Consider the following 22205-nt stretch of genomic DNA (forward strand, 5'->3'; position numbering starts at 1 on the left):
GCGCGGAGTGGAACGGCCCACTCCGCGCCGGTCGCTTACTGCGGCAAGGTCTTGCGCCAGCGAACGACCTTCTCGGTGAGCGCAGCGGCAACGTCAGGATTCTCCTTCGCAACGTTGCGTGACTCCGACACATCGGTCGAGAGATTGTAGAGTTCGGCGCCCGTCCCATCCCCGCGCGCCAGCAGTTTCCAATCGCCAGAGCGAACCGCAAACGGCGGACTCACATCGCGATCGAGAAACGGCCGCGGCGATTTGCCCGGCACGCCGAAGCCGCCATATGCATAGAAGATATCAGGCCGGGATTCGATCGGAGCACCGGTCCACGCAGCGGCAAGACTGACACCGTCGAGCGCGGCTGGAGGTTTCGCGCCCGCGAGCTGCGCCAGAGTCGGAAACAAATCGACACCGTTCGCGACGGTCGTATCATCCCGCTTGCCCGGCTTGATGTGCCCCGGCCAATAGACGATCAACGGCTCGCGCACACCGCCTTCATAAAGGCTTCCCTTTCGGCCGCGGAACTGAAGCGCATCGCCCGGCGGAGTCGCGCCATTCTCGTAATACTGCCCGGCGCCGCTCGGACCGTTGTCGCCCGTGAGCACGATGAGCGTGTCGTTCAACTTGCCTGAGTTGCGCAAAGTATCGATGAGCCGACCGAGCTGCGCATCCATTGCCACGAGCACAGCGAAGAAACGTTCCTCGTCCGCATCGTCGCCCTTGCCACGCACTGGTGGCATCTGCACTTCGTCGGGGTGCCACGGGTCGTGCACATCGTCGAGCCAGAGCTGGACGAACCAGGGACGGTCGCCGGTGCGTTGGATGAAATCGAGCGCCTTGGAGACATATCGCTCGGTCAGCGTGGACTTCGGCGCCCACTCGATGGGCCCGTGCCCGAGCGCAGCGCTCTGCGAGGCGAGCTTGGCCGTGTCCTCTTTCATCAACACGCGAGGGCCGAGGCCTTCGAACTGCGTGTAGCTTTCATCGAAGCCATACTCGGTAATCAGCGGCGCCTCGCCAATATCGCGCCCGCCGCCGAGATGCCACTTGCCGATGTGAGCCGTCGCATAACCCACGTCGTGGAGCGTTCGCGGCAGCGTCGGGACCGCCGGATCGAGCCAGTTCGCCTGCCCCATCTGCTCGTTGTGCTTGCGGTTGCTGATGAAGCTGACGATGCGCTGTTTCGCGGGGAAGGTCCCGGTCATCAAGCCCGCGCGAGACGCCGAGCAGATCGGCGCCGCGACCGAGAACTGTGTCATGAGCAATCCTTGCTGAGCGAGCCGATCGATGTTCGGCGTCTGCACCTTGCGATTGCCGGTGACGGAAAAATCCGCATAGCCCAGGTCGTCGACCAGGATGAACAGGATGTTCTTGGGACGCTGCGCCTCAACGTGCGGCTCGGGCTTCGTCGCGCAACTCGCGAGCGCCAGGCCACAACACACCAGCAGCCCCCGAATCAATTTTGGATACCGTTCGGCCATCTTTGGTCTCACCCCTGTCGATTGCTTGCACGATGCCTGTCAATTATAAGATAAATACGTCTAATGCATACCGCGAGGGGTTTCGATCTGATGACTCGGTGTAATTGGTACAAGAACAGCTGGCTGGTCAGCATCTCGGCGGTTGCGATCCTCGCGGGCCAGACTGCGTCGGCCGGATCGACGTACACCAACCCGCTGCTGCCCGGGGGGCCCGATCCCTGGATCACTCAGGTCGATGGGGTTTATTACTACATGCACACGCTGGGCAACCGGATCGCTCTGTGGCGCACCGACAATATCGCCAATCTGGCGAAGGCGACGCCGGTCGTGGTCTGGACGGCCCCGAAAGAAGGCCCGAACGCGCATTCCATCTGGGCGCCCGAGCTGCATCGCCTGGACGGCAAATGGTTTCTCTATTACTCGGCGACCGCGAGCGGCTTCACCGATGACAAACATCGCGCCGTGTTCGTGTTGGAGAACGACTCGGCCGATCCGATGAACACCGACTGGGTCGATCGTGGCCGCATCAACACGGCTCGCCCTGGCATCGACGGTTCTGTATTCACTCACGGCGGCAAACGTTACTTCGTCTATTCGCCGTACACGGAAACGGACACGTCGCTGGCGATCGCGGAAATGAAAAATCCCTGGACGCTGACCGGCCCTGAAAATGTGATCGCTCGCCCCGATCAGCCGTGGGAACAACAAGGCGGTCGCAAGATCGTCGAAGGCCCGGAATTCCTGCCCGGCCCCAAGGGAGATTTGTTTCTGACGTATTCGGCGAGCGCCTGCTGGTCCGATGGTTATTCGTTAGGCTTGTTGCATGCGGCACCGGGCGCCGATCCGCTCGATCCCGCGGCGTGGACCAAATCTCCACAGCCCGTGCTCAAGAGCGCCAACGGTGTGTATGCCACCGGACACAATGGTTTCTTCATGTCGCCCGACGGCAAGGAACATTGGATCATCTATCACGCGAACTCCGGGCCCGGCATGAAATGTACGGCGAAGCGCGCTCCGCACATTCAGCGCTTTGAGTGGACCGAGAAAGGCTGGCCCAACTTTGGCGAACCGGTGGCCGAGGGCGTTCCGCTGCCGGTGCCGTCGGGCACGCGCTAACGCGGCTCGGCGGTTTCATTCCAACGATTGTCGAACACGAACTCCTGAAGTTGCCGACCGACCGTCCAACCCTCCAACTCGAGCATGGGAGCCGAGTAGAACGCATCGACATGCCCGAGGCATAGGATCGCCACGGGCTTCGCACCCGCGGGCATGTCGAGCAGCCGCGCCAACGCTTCGGGTTCGAATAAAGAAACCCAGCCCATGCCCAAGCCTTCAGCGCGGGCCGCGAGCCACAAGTTCTGAATGGCGCAGGCCACGGAGGCCAGATCCATCTCGGGGAGCGTGCGGCGTCCAAAGATATGCCGCTCGCGACCATCGGCCAGCGCGGCGACCAGCACCTCGCCACACTCGAGCACGCCCTGTACCTTCAAGCGCATGAACTCATCGCTACGCTCGCCGAGCGCGGCCGCGGTTGCTTCTCGTTCCCGTTCTACCAGCTCATGAATTCTCACACGCAGAGTGCGATCGCTGATTCGTATCAGACGCCACGGCTGCATGAGTCCCACGCTCGGTGCCCGGTGCGCCGCGCGCAACAGGCGCCATAACGTCGGCTCGTCGATGGGCTCGCTGTTGAAATGGCGCATGTCGCGACGTTCGGCGATGGCGCGATACACCGCCTCGCGCTCGGCATCGCTGAAGCGATTTTTAGCTGGGCTGCTCACGAAATAATTCCACCTTCGACGCGGTTGAGGGATCAAATGCACAGCCGGACGCCTCGCTCGCGCGATCCCCAAATTTCATTCTAGTGAGCCGCGAATCCCCACGAAAACTAATAGCTCTAATACACGCAATAAAGTAGCCTAATGTCCATGACTACCCAGCTCGACATCGATCTGCTGAGAAACTTCGCAGCCATCGCAGAAGCCGGCGTCATGAGCCGGGCCGCGGACCGGGTGGGGCGAACCCAGGCGGCATTGAGCCAGCAAGTGAAGCGGCTGGAAATCGCCGTTCAGCAAACGCTGATGATCAGAACGGGTCGCGGCATCACGCTGACCTTGCAGGGTGAGCGCCTGCTCCAGCACGCACAGAAGATTCTCCGCACGCACGATGAGGCGGTCGCGGAGTTGATGGGCGTGAGTTTGTCGGGAAACGTGCGGTTCGGCTGTCCCGACGATTACGCGAGAGTGTTTCTTCCGCCTCTGTTACAAAGCTTTTCCCAGCAGCACCCGCAGGTCTTCGTCGAGGTGATTTGCGCTCCGACGCCGCGGTTATTGGAACGGCTCGACGATCAGGCGCTGGATATCGCGATCGTTTCCATGCCCGACAGCCCTCAGCGCGATCAGTTCTTACGTCGCGAGCCCTTTGTTTGGGTTTGCGCCAAGGGCAGCACCGCCTATACGCTCGACCCGATACAACTGGCGTTGTCGGATGTCGATACCCTCGATCATCAAGCCGCGACGTCACGGCTCGACAAGATCGGTCGCACCTATCGCGTCGCTTATGCGAGCGGCAGCATGACCGGGCTGACGGCCGTGGTTCGCTCCGGTCAGGCAATCACGGTGCTGACACAGACCGCTGTGCCGCCCGATCTTCAGGTGATTCCGCTCTCCACCGGCCTGCCCAAGCTTCCTTCAGTGGGCATCACGGTCAAGACCGGCCGGAGCAAGTCGTCGAGACTGCTCAAGAGCTTCGAAACTCACATCCGCTCGGTATTGCCGACGCTTTAATCCAATGTCCCAGCCCCCGCTCTCGCCGTGCGTCGGCATATGCACGCTCGACCGCACCAACAACACGTGCATCGGTTGCGGCCGCCTGCTGTCCGAAATCGCCGCCTGGTCGCGCATGAGCAACGAAGAACGAAGTAACGTGTGTCAGCTCGCCGCCGCACGCCTCGACCAGCAACGCCGAACAAACAAATAGCCCAGGCCCAACCCTGAACGGCGCCGAGTGATAACGGCGTTTGATACTCGGCATAAGATCTCTTAAATCCGGCCGTGCGGCGAGCTGCTATAGAGTTCGGTCGCATGAGCATTCAAATACTGCAGCCGCCCCACTGGGAACGGCCCAAAGGTTATTCCGCCGGCGTCGTCGGCTCCGGTCGGCAAGTCATCGTCTCCGGTCAGATCGGCTGCAACGAGCGCCTTGAGATTCCGAGCGCTCGGCTCTCCGATCAAGTGCGACTCGCGCTCGCCAACATCGTTACCGTCCTGGCCGAGGCCAACGCCCGCCCGGAACACATCGCGCGCCTGACCTGGTACATCGTGGATCGTCACGAATATCAGGCGCAGCTCAAGGAAATCGGCGCGGCCTATCGCGACATCATCGGCCGGCACTATCCGGCGATGGCAGTCGTGCAAGTGGCCGCGTTGCTGGAGGAGCAGGCCAAGGTCGAAATCGAAGCCCTCGCCCTGCTGCCGTAACTCAAAACAATATCGACACAGACGACTTTCCGGAGGTTGATCGATGCGAGCTCCCTACAAGGCCACGCTGCTGGCGCTGGCCATCGCCGCGTGCTTGCCAGCGTCGGCGCAAAGTGCGCACTACAAAGATTGGGCCGAGATCGAGGCCGATCTGGTCGACAAGAAAATGCTTCACCGGCCGGTGCCGATGCGAGACGGCGTGCAGCTGGATGCAAACATCTACTTGCCCAAAGGCAAGGGACCGTTCCCGGTCGTTTTGTACCGCTCACCCTACATGCCGGACATGTTCTTCACCCCCGGCGTGATGCCGTTGAACGATTTGAACGCCGTGCTGCTCGAGAACGGCTACGCCGTCGTGCATTCGAATGAGCGCGGCCGGTATTGGTCGGGTGGCGAGTATGAATACCTCGCGAATGCCGGCGAGGACGGTTACGACACCATCGATTGGATCTCAAAGCAGCCCTGGTCCAACGGCAAGGTCGGCACCTACGGTTGCTCATCGACGGCTGAAAACCAGCTCAAATTAAACACCGCCGCCCACCCGGCGCACGCGGCAGCCATCGCGTTGGGCCCAGGCGCCGGCATCGGAAAGATCGGTCCCTACAGCGAACAGGGCAACACGTTCCGCGGCGGAGCGTTGCAATTGTTGTTCGCCTCCTGGTATCGCGGACTCATTTTCTACGGCAAGCACGGCGATCCACGGCCACAATACCCGGACAATCTGACCGTTGAACAACGCGAACGCCTCGGCGAAACCTTCCGTCTCCATCCAAACCGCGGCGACTTCGGAACGTCGCCAGGCTTCGACTACGACAAGTACTTCCGAAACCTGCCCGTTCGCGACCTCAACAAGGCCGTCAACGGACCGGTCACAGATTGGGACCGGTTCTCCGCGCGCACCCCTGGCGATCCCGCCTGGAAAGAGATCTCGCTGTCGAACGAAGGCGACAAGTTCGGTGTCCCCATGCTCTGGGGCTTCTCCTGGTACGACGTGAGCGTCGGCCCCAACGTCGCCCTCTATAACTACGCTCGCGAGAACACCTCGACGGACCGCGCGCGTGGCGCCCAACAAATGTTCATCGGCCCGACCTCCCATTGCATGATGGGCGCCGAGAAGAAGCAGACCCTGGTCGGCGAGCGCAATGTCGGCGATGCACGCTACGACTACACCGCCCGTTATCTGGAATGGTTCGACTACTGGCTCAAAGGTGTCCGCAACAACGCGCTCCAGCGACCGAAGGTCGATTACTACCAGATGGGCTCGAACAAATGGGTCAGCAGCGACAGCTTCCCGCTCAAGGGCACGAAGTACGTCGACCTGTATCTCACCAGCGAAGGCCGCGCCAACACGCTCTACGGCGATGGCACGCTGAGCTTCAGTCGTCCAAAGAGCGCAGCCGCGGACACGTTTGTCTACGATCCAATCCGGCCGGTACAAACGTACGGCGGCGGCGCCTGCTGCATGGGGACGGTGAAAGCCACGGGCTCCTTCGATCAGTCGACGCTCGAGATGCGCAACGACATTCTGGTCTACAACAGCCCCGTGCTGGACAAGGACCTGACCGTCGCCGGCTTCATCGAAGTCGATCTCTATGTCTCCTCCGACGCCAAAGACACGGATTTCACGCTCAAGCTCATCGACGTGGATGCCGACGGCGTGGCGTACAACCTGGACGACAACATCCTGCGAGCCCGATACCGCGAAGGCTACGACAAGCAGGTGTTCATGAAGAACGGCGAAGTCTACAAGCTGACTTTCGCGCCGATGATCACCGCCAACACGTTCAAGAAAGGCCACCGCGTGCGACTGGAAGTGTCCTCCAGCAACTTCCCGCGCTACGACCGCAACCTCAACACGGGCGGTAACAACTTCGACGAGTCGAAGGCGGTGGTGGCACGCAACAGCGTCCACCACTCCGACAAGTACCTGTCGAGGATCCGGTTGCCGGTTTCGCCCTGACCGTCACTGCTTGCCGAGCGGACTGCGACGGTAGCCGTAGAGGAAATAAACTACGGCGCCGATCGCAGTCCAGATCGCAAACCGGCCCTGCGCCAGTTTCGGCAGACTCGAGAACAGATACAAACATCCCGCCACCGCCAACGGTCCGACCAGCCACAGCGTCGGACAGCGGAACGGCCGATGACGATCGGGCTGCGCACGACGCAGCACCATCACCGAAATGCTCACCACCACAAACGCGAACAACGTTCCCGTGTTGGACAGCTCGGCAATCTCGTCGACCGAGAACAACCCCGACACCACCGCGACGAACAGCCCCGTCACCATCGTGATGATATGCGGCGTGCGAAAGCGAGGATGCACCGTGCTCAGCTTCTCCGGCAGCAAGCCGTCGCGGGACATCACGAACAGAATGCGCGTCTGCGCGAACACCATCATCAGTACGACGGTAGGCAACGCGATGATGGCCGCCAGTGCCACTAGATTACCCACGGTTGGGAATCCCAAGGTGCGCAGGATCGATGCCAGCGGCTCAGTGTTGCCGGCCAGCTCCAGGTAAGACGTAGTTCCCACAGCACCCGCGGCGACCAGCACATACACGGTCGTGCAGATGATCAGCGAGCCGATCAATCCAATGGGCACGTTGCGATTGGGATTGCGCGTCTCTTCAGCGGCCGTCGACACCGCATCGAAGCCGATATACGCAAAGAAGATCAGCGCCGCCGCGGCCATCACTCCTTTGGCCACACCGCCCTCCTCGGTCGTGCCGAATCCATAAGGCATGAACGGCTGGAAGTTGGCCCAATCGATCCGGGGCACGGCGATGAAAATGAACGCGCCGAGCGCCAGCATCTTCACGAACACGAGCGCCGTCGTGAAGTAGACGCTCTCGCGCGTCCCGACAATGAGCAAACCAGTCACTGTAAGCGTGGCAGTGACGGCGATGAGATTCACGCCGCCCCCTTCAACAGCAAACATTCCGGCCTTCAGCGCCAGCGGTATCTCGATGCCCATACTTTGCAGGAGCCCAGTCATGTAGCCTGACCATCCCACTGCCACGGCCGCGCCGGCGACCGCATACTCCAATATGAGATTCCACCCGACCAGCCAGGCGACGAGCTCTCCAATCACGACATACGAATAGGTATAGGCGCTGCCCGCCACTGGCACCATCGCTGCCAGCTCGGCATAGGCCAGCGCAGCGAACGCACACACCGTCGCCGCAATCACGAAGGACAACAACAATCCCGGCCCCGCTCGTTCCGCACCCACTGCGGTGAGAACAAAGATTCCAGTACCGATGACCGCGCCGACGCCGAGTAGCATCAGCTGGATGGGACCGAGCGTCCGTTCCAGGCCTTTGCGCTCAGCGCTCTCGATACAGGCTTCAACAGGCTTGATTCGCCGATTCATAGGATCCCCGAGTCATAGTGGTCCCCCGGCTACAGATGCCGCTTCTGTGATCGGCTGCTGGGGCGAGTTGTTATCGTTTGCGGTCGTGACGCCACAGCACTTCCGAACCGTGCTCGTGACGCGCCAGTACGCGCGCAATTACGAACAGCAGATCCGAAAGTCGATTCAGATAACGCGCGGCTTCGGAATTGACGTTCTCTGGCGGCGTCGGCGACGACGTTTCCATCGTGATCAACGTCCACACGCGGCGTTCCGCGCGGCGTGCGGTCGTGCGTGCCACATGACACGCCGCGGCCATCGGCCCGCCGCCGGGCAATATGAAATCTTTCAACGGCGGCAGCGGCTGGTTGAACTCGTCCAGCTCCTGCTCGAGTCGTTCGACTTGCGGAGCCTTGATGGCGCGACTGCCTGGAATGCACAGCTCGCCGCCCAGATCGAACAGCTCATGCTGAATTTCCGTGAGACATGAGCTCACCGCTGCCGGCAACGAGGGATACGCGAGCAACACGCCAATGGAACTGTTGAGCTCATCGACAGCGCCGTACGCTTCAACCCGCTCGTGATCCTTCGCCACACGCTGTCCATCACCAAGACCGGTCGTGCCGTCGTCGCCGGTGCGCGTATAGATCTTGCTCAAACGATTGCCCATGGGGTCAGCCTTTCGCTTCGGGCCCGAGCAGCTCGTCCACCGCGCCATAGGGATCGAGTCGCTTGCTCACCACTTGCGACACCACGTCCTCGAGCTGTTGCGGGTCCATGCGACGTTCCAGCTCTCGGAGCACGCGCTCACGCATCAGTGCCTGGATCTCGGTTCGCATCGCATCGGCGTTGCGCCGCTGGGCCTCGCCGCCCTGATTCGCCCATTCGCGATGCTTCTGTACCGCGCCCATCAGATCTTCGATGCCGGTGCCCGTATTTGAAGACGTCTTGATCACCGGCGTGCGCCAGTCATTGCGCGGCGTGCCGAGGTTCAGCATCTGCATCAGATCTTTCACAGCCTCATCCGCACCGGGACGATCCGCCTTGTTCACGACGAGCAGGTCGGCGATCTCGATGATGCCCGCCTTGATCGCTTGAATGTCGTCGCCCGCGCCAGGAATGGTCAGCAAACAAACAGTGTCGACGACTCGCACGACGTCGATCTCCTGCTGCCCCACGCCGACGGTCTCCACCAGAATGACGTCGAAGCCCATCGCATCGAGCACGCTGACGACACGACGGGTCGCACGCGACAATCCGCCCGACTGCCCGCGATTCGACATGCTTCGAATGAACACGCCCGTGTCGAGATATTGCTCGCGCATGCGAATGCGATCGCCGAGAATCGCGCCGCCGGTATAAGGGCTCGACGGGTCGACAGCGACGACAGCAACACGCGGCACAGTCTTTCGATACGCCGCCGTGAGCGACGACACCAACGTGCTCTTGCCCGCGCCCGGCGGCCCGGTGAAACCGACCTTGAGCGCCCGCCCCGTCTGCGGATACGTGGCGCGAATGACTTCGGTCGCGCCCGGCTCGTCGTTCTCGACGATGGACAACAGCCTGGCGATCGCTGCGGTATGTCCCGCACGCGCGGCCGTCAGCAATTCGGCGACTGTTTTCATTTCTTGACCGCGCGCTGCTTCGGCACTGGAACCACGGCGACACAGTTCGCCTTGACGACGAGCAGCGGCTCCTTCAGCACATCAGCGGCCGAATCTTCCGCCGTCACCAGCTGCACGACCTTGTGAGCCGTGCATTCGAGCTTGCGCGATGAATTGCCGGTGGACACCAGCGTCGCGCGGATCTCGAGAAAGTCGCCGCTCCGCACGGGCGCCAGGAACTCGGCATTCATCGTGCGCATCAGGCCTTCGTCGCCGTCGTTGTGGATCAACACTTCGGTGACGGCATCGCTCATCAGCTGCAGGATCCTGGCGCCATCGACCAGGCCGCCGGCGTAGTGGCCATCGGCCGTGGACATGCGCAAACGAATCAGACTTTGCATCGAAACCTCTTGGATTTAGTAGCTGCCGGTTGCGAGCAGCCGCTCGCGAACCACGCGACGCGCGATCTTGCCGATGCCCGTGCGGGGCAGATCGGTAACGATATGAATGGCCTTGGGGCGCTTGTAGCCGGCCAGGGTTTCCTGGCAGAACACTTTCAGATCGGCTTCGGACACCGCCGCCGCGGACGAAAGAATCACAAACGCATGCACGGCCTCACCCCATTGCTCGTCCGGCACGCCAACCACCGCGGCGTCGCTGACTCGGGGATGAGCCATCAGCGCGGCTTCGATCTCGTTCGGAATCACCGTCATGCCGCCGGACTTGATGATTTCCTTGACGCGTCCCTTCAAGCGCAGGAAGCCATCGTCATCGAAGCTGCCGACGTCGCCGGTTCGCATCCACTGGTCCACCATCACCTTCGACGTCGTCTCGGGATCTTGCCAATAGCCAGCAAACATCGTCGGACTGCGGGCCACGATCTCGCCGCTCTCCGTGCAATACAGCTGAGCGCCGAACATCGGTCGGCCCACTGTCTCGGTCTTGGTCTGATGATCCGCCGCGGTCAGCACCGTCAGACACAGATGCTCGATCATTCCGTAGAACTGCACGAAGCGAACCGCAGGCATGCGCTCCATCAACGACTTGATCAGCGGCTCCGGCATGCGCTCCGACGCATACGAGATCAAGCTCAATGAACGGGGAATTTCCGCAGGCGCCGCTTTGAGCAAGCGACGTAGCGTCGTCGGCACGGCGTCGAAGTGCGTGACCTTGGCATCGCGAATCGCCTCCCACACCGCCGGTTCGTCGAAATGCGCCAGCACGACGTGCGTCGCCCGCACCAACGTGAGCGGCAACAGATGCTCCAGACACGAGGAGAACAGCGGCAGGAAATGCAGCGTCCGCTCGCCGTCCGCGAGGTCCAGCTCCAGACACATCGTCGACGCGGTGGCCGTCAAACTGCCATGCGTATGCACTGCGCCCTTGGAACGCCCCGTCGATCCGGACGTGAACAAAATCACCGCTGGATCGCTCGCCGCCACCGGCGTGCACTGTTTCAGCCGCTCGGCATTCGCAATCGCATCTACATAAGACTTGAAGCCGCTGCCCTCGGGCGCCTCATCCAGACACAGCACGTGCTCGATGCCGACCTCACGAAGCGCGGCACGTGATTCAGCGGCAATCGCGGCCTGTGCCGGACCGACGATGAGGACCTTCGGACGGATCTGCGACAACGCAACGTTCGCGTCCTTCCAACCCCACCAGAAATCCACCGGCGCGCAGATCGCACCGAGCATCGGCACGCCGAAGAACACCTCGACGAACTCGGGTCGGTTGTGGGTCCACAACGCGACCCGGTCGCCCTTCTTCACCCCGATCGCAGTCAGGGCACCGGCGAGACGACGGGCGCGGTCGTAGACCACGCCGTAGCTCCAGCTCTGCCGATTGAAGACGACAGCCTCGCGCTTCGGATCGGACAGCGCGGCACGCGCCAGAATCGCGTCCAGACGCGGCGCACTGCCGTGCTCGACTCTGCTCATTGGGCCGCGTGCCACTTGCGAACGAAGTCGATGATGGTGCCGGTCGGCGTGCCGGGACCGAACACTTCGGCGACGCCCGACTCCTTCACCTTCGGAATATCCGGCGGCGGCAGAATGCCGCCCATCACCACCAGCACTTCCTTGGCGGCCTGCTCGCGCAGCGCCTTGCAAATCTCCTCGGCGAAGTGCAGATGCGCGCCCGAAAGAATGCTCAGGCCGAGCACGTCGGCATCTTCTTCCACCACCGTCCGCACGATCATTTCCGTGGTCTGGAAAATGCCGGTGTAGATCACTTCCATGCCGGCGTCGCGAAAGGCACGCGCGATGATCTTCGCTCCCCGATCGTGACCGTCGAGTCCCGGCTTCGCCACGACCACACGCAAAGGCTTACTCATGATATTTCCGATCTCTGTCTTGATTAGTAAACGAGCGGTGCGCGGTATTCGCCGAACACTCCACGCAGCACATCGCAGATCTCGCCAACGGTCGCCTGCGCCTTGATGGCGCGCACCACCGCCGGCATCGTGTTGGTATTGCCACGAGCCGCCGCTTCGATTTCCTTCAGCGCGCTGGCGTGCTCGTTCTGAGCACGCGACCGACGAATGCCTCGAGTGCGGTTGATCTGGCGCTCGCCCAGACCCGGATCGAGCGTGAACGCTTCGAACGGCAACTCGCCCGCGGGCTCGACATGAATATTCATGCCGACGATGTACTCGGTGTGCTTTTCCAGGGCGCGCTGGTAGTCGGCCGAGGCGTCGGCGATCTGCCGTTGAATGAAGCCGTCTTCGATCGACTGCACCATGCCGCCGCGATCCAGCACCTGCTTGATCAACGCTTCGGCTTCTTCTTCGAGCCGCGTCGTCAACGACTCGACGTAATACGAGCCACCGAGCGGATCGACCACGTCCGCAACGCGGTTCTCCAGCATCAAGATCTGCTGAGTGCGCACGGCGATCTTGATCGCGCCTTCGGACGGAATCTGAAACGCTTCGTCCTTCGAGTTGGTGTGCAACGACTGGGTGCCGCCGAGAATCGCAGCGAGCGCCTGCACCGCTGTGCGAGCGATGTTGTTGTCAGGCTGTTGAGCAGTGAGACTGACACCGGCCGTCTGGCTGTGAGCACGCATCGTCCACGAGCGCGGATCTTTCGCGCCAACCCAATCGCGCATCATTCGGCCCCACAAACGGCGCGCTGCGCGCAGCTTGCAGATCTCTTCGAAGAAATCGTTGTGGATGTCCCAGAAGAACGAGACCCGAGGCGCGACGAAGTCGGCGGACAAACCGCGCTTCACGGCTTCGGTGACGTAGCAGTGAGCGCCGGCCAGCGTGAACGCCAGCTCCTGCACAGCGTTCGAGCCCGCTTCGCGGATGTGATAACCCGACACGCTGATCGGGTTGTAACGCGGCATGGTCTTCGCCGCGTACTCCATCGTGTCGACCACGAGGCGCACCGCCGGCGCTGGCGGATAAATGTATTCGTTCTGCGCCGTGTATTCCTTGAGGATGTCGTTCTGGCAGGTGCCGGTGATCTTGTTGTCGGGAACGTTCTGCTCTTTGCAGACCACTTCATACATGCCGATCAGCACGAACGCGGACGCGTTGATGGTGTACGACGTGGACACTTCGTCCAGCGGGATGTCCTTCATCAGCAACCGGACGTCGTCCACCGTGTCCACCGCGACACCGATCTTGCCGATCTCGGGAACGGCGATGCGATGGTCGGAGTCGTAGCCCAGCAGCGTCGGCAGATCGAAGTCGGTGGACAGGCCCGTCTCGCCATGCGCGAGCAGATATTTATAGCGGCCGTTGGTGTCTTCGGCGGTACCGAAGCCGGCCACCTGGCGAATCGTCCAGGGCCGCGCGCGATACATGGTTGGGTGAACGCCGCGCGTGTAGGGATACTCACCGGGAAAGCCGATCTGGCTCGGCACGTCGATGTGCTTGACATCTTCGGCGGAGTACAGCTCTTTGATGGGCAGGCCGGACAGCGTGGTGAACTGCTCCTGACGCGTCGGCATTTTTTTCAGACTGCCCGCGAGCGTCGTGTTCTTCCAGGTTTCCTGATCGGGCGACGCCGGCGCCGCCGCTGCTTTGCTTGCCTTATCCACTCGCACTCCCCGATGAACGGATTCGAAATAAGTTGTGGCTGACAGGTAGTTTGCCGCCGGCCTTATGATTGCGATAACTAATAGCTCTAATACGGGAGATAAGGCGGGATAATGGCGAAACGCTACTTCACCAGGGGTAACAGCACGGCGCTGGGCTGCGCCTTCGAGCGCAAAATGCTGATCTGTGCCTTCTGATAATCGCCCGGCCTGGCGTTGAAAATGTTGGGCACGAAGGTCTGCGGATTACGATCGTAGATCGGGAACAAGGTCGACTGGATCTGCACCATGATCCGGTGTCCCGGCTGGAACACATGATTCACGTTCGGCAGCTCGAATCGATACTGCTGCGGCTTGTTGGGCGGAATCGCGCTCGGATGCTCGAAGCTCGTGCGATAGCGGCCGCGCAGAATGTCCATGGCAATGGGCAGCTGATAGCCGCGCATCTTCGGATTGTTCGGATAGTCGGCGGGATAGACGTCGATGAGCTTCACGACGAAGTCGCCGTCGCTGCCCGTGGTGATGGCGCGCAGATCCACGATGGGAATGCCCTGCACCCCGACCGGCGATGTGAGCACCGGCGTTTCGTAAGTGAGCACGTCGGGACGACCGTCCACGAAGCGCTGATCGGTGAACAGCGCGTCGCCCCATCCGTTCCAGGAGCCCGCAGCCATGTTCGAGAACGGATCGAGGATGGGCCGCGGGATGAACGGCACGGGCTTGGCCGGATCGCTGGTATAGGTGTCGGCCTGCTCCCCCGAGCCAGTGGGCGCGTCGAAGGACAGGGTCGAGCCCTCACTCATATATATAGGCTTCATGCCGGTCGCGCAGCCGCGCTCGCAGGCGGTCGGCCAATCGTCGAAGTGCTCCCAACGATTCTCGCCGGTGTTGTAGACCGTCACGCGAGGCAGCTTATGATCCGGGCCGTCGCGCAGGTAGTGCTCGAAGAACGGCAGCACCATGTCGCGGTTGTATTGTTTGGCGGTGTCGCCTTCCCATTTCAGCGGGCCCATCTCATAGCCGGTGCCATTGACCTGGCTATGTTTCCAAGGACCCATCACCAGCCAGTTGTTGTCCATCTTCCCGGCCGCTTTCTGCGCCCGCCACGCTTGATTCGCACCGTAGATATCGTCCGAGTCCCACAGGCCCTGTTCCCACAATGTCGGCACCTTCGATGGACGAGCGGCCAGCAGCTTGTCGAGCGCCTGCCCCTGCCAGAAAGCATCGTAAGCAGGATGCGCCATCGCTCGCGCCACCCACGGCAACTGATCGAAACCGTAGGTCCTCACATAGTCGCCGGCGGAGCCTGCTCGCAGAAACGTGTCGTAGTCATCGTGCGTATTGCGGGACGCATCGCCGCCCAGTCCCGAATAGATGCCCGCCTCGCGACTGGAGGTTTGCATATAAATGTAGGGCAGCATCATCTGACGGAAGGCGCCATGGTGAAACCAGTCGTCGCCCATCCAGCCGTCCATGACCGGGCTCTCCGGCACCGCCGCCTTCAACGCAGGATGTGGATCCAGCAGCGCGATCGCGGTGGTAAAGCCTTCGTACGACGAGCCGATCATGCCGACGCGGCCGTTGGATTCCGACAGGTTCTTCACCAGCCACTCGATGGTGTCCCACGTATCGGTCGTATGGTCGACCTTCGCTGAATTCAGTGGCCCACGCACCGGCCACATCATCACGTAGTCGCCTTCTGAGCCATACTTGCCGCGCACGTCCTGAAACACGCGGATGTAGCCAGCCTTCGCGAACTCCTCATCGCTCAGCGCCAACGTATTCACCAGACTGCGGCTCTTCGAACGCTCGATGCGCGCCGCTGCGTTGTACGGCGTGCGAGTTAGCAGAATGGGGGCGTTCCTTGCGCCCTTCGGCACCATGATGAGGGTGTGCAGCTTCACGCCGTCACGCATCGGAATCATTTCGACGCGCTTGGTGTAGTCGCGCTCGACTGCCGGTGCCTTGAACTCCTTAGGGAAGTCGCTCACCGACGTCATGTCGCTCGAGGAATCCACTGCATGCGCTGCCGACAGAATGGAAGTTCCGACGACCGCGAGCATGCCGACCAAACCAGACTTGAATCTCATTGACCCTGCCTCTTTCAATCTACACGCGCGGGGGCTGGAGAGCCCCCGCACGCCGGACACTGCTTGCAAATTTCAAAAGCGATAGTTGGCGGTCAGGCCCCACGTTCTCGGCCGGTACGTCTGCACCAGCAGGCGCTCCGAGGGACGGAAGTTGAGCTTGCCGATGACATCTTGCGAGTCGAGCAGGTTGTTGACGAACAGCGAGATGTCGAGCGGGCCCCGGCGCGTGCCAACCCTGGCCGAGACGTAATGCTGAGCCTCCGTTTCGGCGAGGGTTCGGTCGTAACTCTGATTACGCGGGTTGCTGCCCTCCCAGTCGCTGCGATAGTCGTATTGCAAATGGCCATAGCCCCGCAACCCGCCCGCGCCCAGGGATGTTTCGTAATCCGCGGCGAAGTTTGCAATCCACGGCGTCGCGAGCCGGTCGCCCTTGCTGGAAACGATCGGCTTCGGATTGGTGGCGACCGCGGCGTAGATCGTGTCCTGGAAGGTCGTGTCCTGATAGCCCACGCCGAGATCGAACGACAGACCGTCGAGCGGGTTGAGCGTGATCAGCGCGTCGAATCCCAGGCTGCGCGCATCTCCCAGGTTGTCGATGAACACCGAGCCACAGGGCAGCAGCGTCCGCAGCTGTTGCCGATCGGTCCACTCGACGTCGAACACGCTGGAGGAGATCGTCACGAGGCGGCCGAGACGGCCTTTGGCGCCGATCTCATAACTCCATACGCTGTCCGGTTTGTATGATGCGGGCACCTGCGACATGCCGAGCGCCTGCAACTCGCTCACGCAGCTGCCCTCGCCCACCAGCCGGTTCGCGCCGCCGGGACGGAAACCCTCGGCCGCGCTGGCATAGAACAACCAATTCCCCTCCGTCTTGTACTCGACGCCGAATTTGGGCGTGACGGGCGTTTCCTTCGTATGACCCGAAGCGCGGTCCGGGATGCCGACGAACGCGCTGGTGCCCAGGAAGTCAAACTCCATGCGGGAGATGCGGGCGCCGGCACTGACCGTCAATCGATCGGTCAGCTGATAGTCGAGATTGAGGAACGCCGCATATTGCTCATCTCGTGTTTCGTCGAAGGCCACCGCATACGCGCCGTCGGGTTCCAGAGGAATCGGGATGCCCGCCGGCAGACCGAACAGCGGCGCAACGAAATTGGGCGAGAACACCTCGGGCACGACCGCCGAATCGCGCTCATACACTGTCTGCCGCAGCTTCTGATAGTACAGACCCAGCACATAACTCAACCTGGAATCGTCGTGCTGGTTCGATTGCAACCGCAGCTCCTGGGCGAAGGACCGTTGCGTCATCCACACGTTGATGGTCGCGCGCTCCCCGGCATTGGCGAACTGATCGGAGAACAGCGTGCTCCTCAGGCCGCCCGACCCGTCGGGCCGCAGTACGGCCGGACCGAGAGCGTCGAGAATGAAATTGGTGCCGTCATCGCGCGACTCGACCTCGCGATCCATATACGAGGTGTTGCTGATCAGGCTGAATGCGCCCGCATCGAATTGGGCATTGAGCGAATAGAGCGCGCTCTTGTCGATGCCCCAGGAGGCAACGCCCTCGGCGTTGGTGAACTTGGGCAGAGGCTCCCGGCTGGAAGTGGGCATCCAGGTCCAGAACTGGTCGGTGTCGTCGCGGTCGACTCTCTGGTAGAAGACCGACGGCGTGATCCTGAGCGAATCGGTCGGCGCGAAGGTGAACGCCACGTTGCCGCCCATGGTATCGCGTGAGTTCGAGTTCTCTTCGGGCGTACCGCGATTGGCATAGAAAGGAACGCGGTCGACGTAGCCGCCGTCGTGACGATAGTAGCCACTCGCGCGGAAGCCGATCTTGTCCTCGACAAGCGGTCCGCCGATCGCCCCACCGGCCTCCTGGCTCCAGTCGCCCCTCTCGGTGAATCCCACCTCGGTCCGTGCCGAACCTGAATATTCCTTCAGGCCCGGCTTCGCCAGGATGAAGCGCACCGCGCCGCCCATGGCACCGGCGCCGAACAGCGTCCCCTGCGGGCCGCGCAGCACCTCGACGCGCTCCAGATCGAAGAGTGCCGGATAGAAGTTGGTCGAGATGCTGAGCGAGCGCACCTGAACCGGCGTCTCATCGATATAGACACCGGTCGTCGTCGCGCCCCAACGCGACTCGACGCCTCGGATCGAAATGTATTTGATGCCCGAAAAGCCCTGCGTGATCGACAGACCCGGCGTGATGCGAGCCAGGTCTTCGATACTCCGCACGCCCTTTTGATCCAGAGATTCCTGCGTGTAGGCGGCAATGCTGATCGGCACTTCGAGAATCGTTTCCTCACGGCGCGTCGCCGTGACGATGATCTCTTGCAGTGTATTGCTCGTTGCGGATTGCTCGGGCGACGTGGTCTGCGCCATCGTCACTACCGGGCACACCAGCGCCAATGCCGAGCCCACAGTCACGTATTTGTGAAATGACATATGCTCCCCAAGTTGTTTTTAGGTATCGGCTGATACGTTTCGACCAGACGGAGAATCCCTTCCCACTTACAATCGACTTTGAAGCGGTGCTGTCCTTGAGACCACCGAGTCCGTGACCCGCACGATGTTGTCGTTCGAGTTGCGGTCGATGAAATTGATGTAGGGATCGATGGCCGCGTACGCCGGCTTTTGTTCAGTAACGATCCGTATCTGCTGTTGGCCGGAGCGCACCGTCAAACGTTGCATCGACAGCACGTTGGCGGCACCGAAGTCGGAATCGCCGGGACGCGCGGTAAACACTCCGACATCGATAGACTCATCCAATGGAGCGGCAGTGTCGTTGCCCTTGCCGTCCGAATAGAACTTCGCGGCGTCGACCAGCAGCGTCGTTTCGTACTGTCCGTTCTCCAACTTGCGCACGCTTGCCTGCTTGGTCGCGAGGTCATAGAGCGTGATGCGATAAAACTGATCGAGGATCAGCTCACGCTCGGCCGGAGTGCGGGCCAGCGCCAGCAAACCATCGACCAGGTCGCTCGACCGCGCATAGGGCGCCGTCTTGAAGTGATAACGATCGATCAGGCCGCGCAGCACGGTGTTCACGCGCTCCTCACCCAGACGATCCTGGATCAGGTACATCACGATCGAGCCCTTGTTGTAGTGGATGTAGCCTTGTTTGTTCACGCGGCCGAGCGGTTGCTCCTCCGCTGCTTCCTGCCGGCGTCCCTGCAGGTAGTAATCGAGCTCGTACTTCAGGAACTGCCGGATCTGCTCCTCTCCGTAGCGGTGTTTCATCACCATCAGCGCCGAATACTGCGAGAGAGTCTCGGTAATGACCTCGGCCCCCTGAACGTCCGCGGGCATCACTTGATGGAACCAATATTGGTGCGCCAACTCGTGGGCCGTGACGTAGCCCAGGAAGTCGAGCTTCTTCGGATCCCGGAAATCCATGGTGAAGCCGGCCTTCTCCGAATAGCCGACCGTGCCCGGCGCCGAGTTCGCACCGCCACCGTAGTCTGGCCGCTCGATGATCCGGGCATAGGAATATTGATAGGGCCCGTAGTTCTTACGGTAGTAGTCGAGCGCGTCGCTCATCACACCGAGCATGCGATCGATGTTCATCGGATGCTTGGGGAAGTAGTAAACGCTCGTCTTCACTCCGCCAGCGTCGGCGGTTTTCACGTCGTAGCGCGCCGATTGGATGGTGATGAAGTTGAGCGTCGGAATGGGCGATACGAACCGTGCGGTCCGGCGACCGTTGGCGACGGTGTTCGACACTTCCGCGCCCGTCACGACCAGCGTCTGATCCTCGTCCGTCGTAACCGTGATATCCGTGTTGACGCGATCGACGCCCACATAGCTCTTGCCCAACGCCGCCGTATCCTCCAGCGGCGGCGTCGGCAGCTCCGGCGCAAGGCCGTGCTTGCGACGCACGTTGTTCCCTTTCAGGAACGACGAGCGGTCCATGCCCAGCATCGGGGCGAACGCAAGATTGGTGAGATAGGCGCCGTTGCGCGCCGGCTGCGCGTCGACCTCGAACGCTTGACGGTCGCTCGGCAACGAAGCGAGGCCGGGCTTGCCCATCACGGTCTGAAAGGTCAGCGTGCCGCTCGCGCCTGGCAGTAGCGGCTGGTCGAACCGGTAAATCCGATGCTGGTTGACTTGATCGTCGTGGATCAGCTTCGCGCCGGGCACCGACACCTCTTTCAGCGGCACCATCGGCATCATCATGCGGACATGCAGCGTCTCGATCGGCACCGCGGTCGCGTTCACGAAGCGGTACGTGCCATCGAACTGTACAAAATGCTTCGCGGGCTGCAGATCGACGTCCAGCTTGATGTCAGTCAGCGTCGGCTTCGGCAAGTCGATGTACTTGGAATATTCCTTCTCATAATTGGCAGTGCGGCTCTCCTCTTCGTCGTCGCTGCCGAAATGATTCAGGACGTTCATGTTGTAGTAGATGAAGCCGCCCATGACGATGGCGACCAGCAGCGCGCTCGACAGGAACGTCAGCGGCTGGCCACGCAACCGCGTCGGCAAGGTGCGCCACTGGCCCTTGAGCGTGACCGCAGTTCCACGGCGCCACATCAGATGGCCGATCACGACCAGGATGACCGCGACCACCGTCCAGAAGATGCGCAGCCACCAGGCGGCGGTGCCGTGATAGTTCGCACCGTTCATGTCCGACAGCGGCATGGCCACTTCCGCGTAGTTGAGCAGCGGATGATTCAGGCCCATGCCGGCGAAAACGGTCCCGGCGATCAGATAGAGCAACATGAGTCCCCAGCCGACGAACTTGTTCGGGCTGATGGCCTGGATCACGATGGCCAGCACTGAAATCTGCAACACGTAGAGCGAGCTCGGCGCGACAAACCACGCCAGCCACTGGCCAAACTCGATGTCGGTGAGGCCGCGCGCGAACTGGAACAGGATCGATTCCAGCAACACGACCGCCACGCACAGCATCAGCAGCGCGCCCAGCACACCGGCCAGCTTCGAGATCAGGAAAATCCAGTTGGGCAGCGGCGTCGCGTCGACAATTTCGTTGATACGGCGCTCGCGTTCGCGCCAGACGACTTCACCCGCGAAATAGATCGCCATCAACAAGGTGATCAATGTCGACGTCGCCCGGACCGTATCGACGATCGCGAAGGTTCGTGGCCACATCGGAATGTCGTAGGCGCGGCCGGCCAGGTTCAGCGTCGAGAACAGATTGATCGAGGTCACGAACGCGAGCACCCAGAAGGCCGGGCTCTTGAAGATCAGCTTCATCTCGAACAGCGCACGCGTGCGCAGCTGATGCCAGGCTGCGATTGCAGGCGTCGTGGCCGGCAGCCGCTCGACGATGACCGGCTTGACCGCGGTCAGCTTCTGCTCGCGCGCCGCCTGCCGCTTGGCGCTGCTCTTCGAAACGCCACGATCGGCGAAACGAAAGCGCCAGACCGCGATCGCGACGATCGCAGCGGAAATGCCCAGCCACACCAGACGATGGCCGAGCAACAGCGAGGTGAGCTGCAACGGCAGCGTGTTCGCCTGCGCCGGGCTCAGATAGCGGATGCCCAAGCCGTAAGCGACCGTGCCGAAGGGCTCGAAATAGGCGGCGAGCGACAGGTCCGGCCATTTCTTCAGCATCGCGGTCAACGCGAAGTAGACGAACATGAACAGGATCACCGTCAGGTAGCTGTACGTCACCGAGCGCGTCCAGCAGGCAACGGCGAAGAAGATCGCCGAAGTGATCAACAGATTGGGCAGCGCCAGCACGAAATAACTGAATAGATAATCCTGCAGCCGGTTCGGCCCGAGAAAGTCGGGATTGACCCAGGGCATGAACGTGCCGATCCAGATCGCCAGCGGCACGGCCAGAAACGCGACCGCCGCGCCGAGAAAGGCGCCGCTGAAGCGACCGAACATATAGGGCAGCTTGCCGACCTTGGTCGAGCGGATGATGCCGCCGAAGCCGCTCTCATCGTCGCGCACCACCACGTTACCGACGAACGCGGTCGTCACGAACATGAAGAACAGCGACATGATCAACTGGATCTGCGCGATGGCGGTCGGCGCGTTGGTGTGAATGTTTCCTCCGCTGCCGAGGCGGATCGACTCCGCGGTCGTCGCCCCGAAGGTCAGCAGGAAGAACATGATGGTGGCCACCCAGAACACCGGGTTGCCTATCTGATAGCGCAGCTCGAAGCGCGCGATGGTGTAGAACATCGTGC

17 protein-coding genes are annotated in these 22205 nt (G+C 61.6%); 5 read left to right on the forward strand and 12 right to left on the reverse strand.

The window, feature by feature from the left end; translation table 11 throughout:
- Positions 1 to 35 precede the first annotated feature (35 nt).
- Complete coding sequence (locus tag ACFPN2_RS33160; protein ID WP_380604771.1) at positions 36 to 1475, reverse strand: sulfatase family protein; 1440 nt, start codon at positions 1473 to 1475, stop codon at positions 36 to 38.
- A 90-nt stretch (positions 1476 to 1565) separates the two neighbouring features.
- On the opposite strand from ACFPN2_RS33160, the gene ACFPN2_RS33165 reads away from it, so the two are divergent.
- Positions 1566 to 2591 (forward strand): glycoside hydrolase family 43 protein, encoded by a 1026-nt coding sequence (locus ACFPN2_RS33165; protein ID WP_380604773.1) that lies wholly within the window; start codon positions 1566 to 1568, stop codon positions 2589 to 2591.
- Here ACFPN2_RS33165 and bluB read toward each other — a convergent pair.
- Positions 2588 to 3256, reverse strand: a complete 669-nt coding sequence (gene bluB, locus ACFPN2_RS33170) for a 5,6-dimethylbenzimidazole synthase (protein WP_380604775.1) — start codon at positions 3254 to 3256, stop codon at positions 2588 to 2590. The two genes, ACFPN2_RS33165 and bluB, sit on opposite strands and share 4 nt — an antisense overlap.
- A 147-nt stretch (positions 3257 to 3403) precedes the next feature.
- Here bluB and ACFPN2_RS33175 point away from each other — a divergent pair, with 147 nt between their 5' ends.
- The 4 genes from ACFPN2_RS33175 (at position 3404) to ACFPN2_RS33190 (ending at position 6914) form a co-directional block, all read left to right on the forward strand.
- A complete protein-coding gene (locus ACFPN2_RS33175; RefSeq protein WP_380606723.1) occupies positions 3404 to 4261 on the forward strand; it encodes a LysR substrate-binding domain-containing protein in 858 nt (285 codons plus the stop codon).
- 4 nt (positions 4262 to 4265) lie between these two features.
- Positions 4266 to 4454, forward strand: a complete 189-nt coding sequence (locus ACFPN2_RS33180; protein ID WP_380604776.1) for a DUF1289 domain-containing protein — start codon at positions 4266 to 4268, stop codon at positions 4452 to 4454.
- Positions 4455 to 4564: 110 nt separating this feature from the next.
- The gene (locus tag ACFPN2_RS33185; RefSeq protein WP_380606725.1) at positions 4565 to 4954 is read left to right on the forward strand and encodes a RidA family protein; all 390 of its coding nucleotides are present in this window, start codon (positions 4565 to 4567) and stop codon (positions 4952 to 4954) included.
- Positions 4955 to 4997: 43 nt separating this feature from the next.
- On the forward strand, positions 4998 to 6914 hold the full coding sequence (locus ACFPN2_RS33190) for a CocE/NonD family hydrolase (RefSeq protein WP_380604778.1): 1917 nt from the start codon (positions 4998 to 5000) through the stop codon (positions 6912 to 6914).
- A gap of 3 nt (positions 6915 to 6917) precedes the next feature.
- Here ACFPN2_RS33190 and ACFPN2_RS33195 read toward each other — a convergent pair whose 3' ends face one another.
- The 10 genes from ACFPN2_RS33195 to ACFPN2_RS33240 form a co-directional block, all read right to left on the reverse strand.
- Positions 6918 to 8327: an amino acid permease gene (locus ACFPN2_RS33195; RefSeq protein ID WP_380604780.1), complete on the reverse strand. Its 1410-nt coding sequence runs from the start codon at positions 8325 to 8327 to the stop codon at positions 6918 to 6920.
- 70 nt (positions 8328 to 8397) lie between these two features.
- On the reverse strand, positions 8398 to 8976 hold the full coding sequence (locus ACFPN2_RS33200) for a cob(I)yrinic acid a,c-diamide adenosyltransferase (RefSeq protein WP_380604782.1): 579 nt from the start codon (positions 8974 to 8976) through the stop codon (positions 8398 to 8400).
- A 4-nt stretch (positions 8977 to 8980) separates the two neighbouring features.
- Complete coding sequence (meaB, locus tag ACFPN2_RS33205; RefSeq protein ID WP_380604784.1) at positions 8981 to 9931, reverse strand: methylmalonyl Co-A mutase-associated GTPase MeaB; 951 nt, start codon at positions 9929 to 9931, stop codon at positions 8981 to 8983.
- Complete coding sequence (locus tag ACFPN2_RS33210) at positions 9928 to 10311, reverse strand: hotdog domain-containing protein (RefSeq protein WP_380604786.1); 384 nt, start codon at positions 10309 to 10311, stop codon at positions 9928 to 9930. The genes meaB and ACFPN2_RS33210 overlap by 4 nt, the downstream gene beginning before the upstream one ends.
- A 15-nt stretch (positions 10312 to 10326) precedes the next feature.
- Positions 10327 to 11850 carry a class I adenylate-forming enzyme family protein gene (locus ACFPN2_RS33215; RefSeq protein WP_380604788.1) on the reverse strand — a complete coding sequence of 508 codons (1524 nt, stop codon included), beginning with the start codon at positions 11848 to 11850 and terminating at the stop codon, positions 10327 to 10329.
- The gene (locus ACFPN2_RS33220) at positions 11847 to 12245 is read right to left on the reverse strand and encodes a cobalamin B12-binding domain-containing protein (RefSeq protein WP_380604790.1); all 399 of its coding nucleotides are present in this window, start codon (positions 12243 to 12245) and stop codon (positions 11847 to 11849) included. Before ACFPN2_RS33220 ends, ACFPN2_RS33215 begins: the two co-directional genes overlap by 4 nt.
- 23 nt (positions 12246 to 12268) lie before the next feature.
- Positions 12269 to 13957 (reverse strand): acyl-CoA mutase large subunit family protein, encoded by a 1689-nt coding sequence (locus ACFPN2_RS33225; RefSeq protein WP_380604792.1) that lies wholly within the window; start codon positions 13955 to 13957, stop codon positions 12269 to 12271.
- Between the two features lie 122 nt (positions 13958 to 14079).
- A complete protein-coding gene (locus ACFPN2_RS33230) occupies positions 14080 to 16044 on the reverse strand; it encodes a CocE/NonD family hydrolase (RefSeq protein WP_380604794.1) in 1965 nt (654 codons plus the stop codon).
- A gap of 72 nt (positions 16045 to 16116) precedes the next feature.
- Entirely contained in the window at positions 16117 to 18492 is a 2376-nt protein-coding gene (locus ACFPN2_RS33235) for a TonB-dependent receptor (RefSeq protein ID WP_380604795.1), read from the reverse strand.
- Positions 18493 to 18558: 66 nt separating this feature from the next.
- Positions 18559 to 22200, reverse strand: a complete 3642-nt coding sequence (locus ACFPN2_RS33240; protein ID WP_380604797.1) for an ABC transporter permease/M1 family aminopeptidase — start codon at positions 22198 to 22200, stop codon at positions 18559 to 18561.
- Positions 22201 to 22205: the final 5 nt, after the last annotated feature.

It is taken from the genome of Steroidobacter flavus, assembly GCF_042651805.1.
GTDB lineage: Bacteria > Pseudomonadota > Gammaproteobacteria > Steroidobacterales > Steroidobacteraceae > Steroidobacter > Steroidobacter flavus.

What these genes read in the sequence shown, in the direction of transcription:
- ACFPN2_RS33160 (WP_380604771.1), bottom strand. Translation starts at nt 1,475, where the DNA reads ATGGCCGAACGGTATCCAAAATTGATTCGGGGGCTGCTGGTGTGTTGT.
- ACFPN2_RS33165 (WP_380604773.1), top strand. Translation starts at nt 1,566, where the DNA reads ATGACTCGGTGTAATTGGTACAAGAACAGCTGGCTGGTCAGCATCTCG.
- ACFPN2_RS33175 (WP_380606723.1), top strand. Translation starts at nt 3,404, where the DNA reads ATGACTACCCAGCTCGACATCGATCTGCTGAGAAACTTCGCAGCCATC.
- ACFPN2_RS33180 (WP_380604776.1), top strand. Translation starts at nt 4,266, where the DNA reads ATGTCCCAGCCCCCGCTCTCGCCGTGCGTCGGCATATGCACGCTCGAC.
- ACFPN2_RS33190 (WP_380604778.1), top strand. Translation starts at nt 4,998, where the DNA reads ATGCGAGCTCCCTACAAGGCCACGCTGCTGGCGCTGGCCATCGCCGCG.
- ACFPN2_RS33195 (WP_380604780.1), bottom strand. Translation starts at nt 8,327, where the DNA reads ATGAATCGGCGAATCAAGCCTGTTGAAGCCTGTATCGAGAGCGCTGAG.
- ACFPN2_RS33200 (WP_380604782.1), bottom strand. Translation starts at nt 8,976, where the DNA reads ATGGGCAATCGTTTGAGCAAGATCTATACGCGCACCGGCGACGACGGC.
- meaB (WP_380604784.1), bottom strand. Translation starts at nt 9,931, where the DNA reads ATGAAAACAGTCGCCGAATTGCTGACGGCCGCGCGTGCGGGACATACC.
- ACFPN2_RS33210 (WP_380604786.1), bottom strand. Translation starts at nt 10,311, where the DNA reads ATGCAAAGTCTGATTCGTTTGCGCATGTCCACGGCCGATGGCCACTAC.
- ACFPN2_RS33215 (WP_380604788.1), bottom strand. Translation starts at nt 11,850, where the DNA reads ATGAGCAGAGTCGAGCACGGCAGTGCGCCGCGTCTGGACGCGATTCTG.
- ACFPN2_RS33220 (WP_380604790.1), bottom strand. Translation starts at nt 12,245, where the DNA reads ATGAGTAAGCCTTTGCGTGTGGTCGTGGCGAAGCCGGGACTCGACGGT.
- ACFPN2_RS33230 (WP_380604794.1), bottom strand. Translation starts at nt 16,044, where the DNA reads ATGAGATTCAAGTCTGGTTTGGTCGGCATGCTCGCGGTCGTCGGAACT.
- ACFPN2_RS33235 (WP_380604795.1), bottom strand. Translation starts at nt 18,492, where the DNA reads ATGTCATTTCACAAATACGTGACTGTGGGCTCGGCATTGGCGCTGGTG.
- ACFPN2_RS33240 (WP_380604797.1), bottom strand. Translation starts at nt 22,200, where the DNA reads ATGTTCTACACCATCGCGCGCTTCGAGCTGCGCTATCAGATAGGCAAC.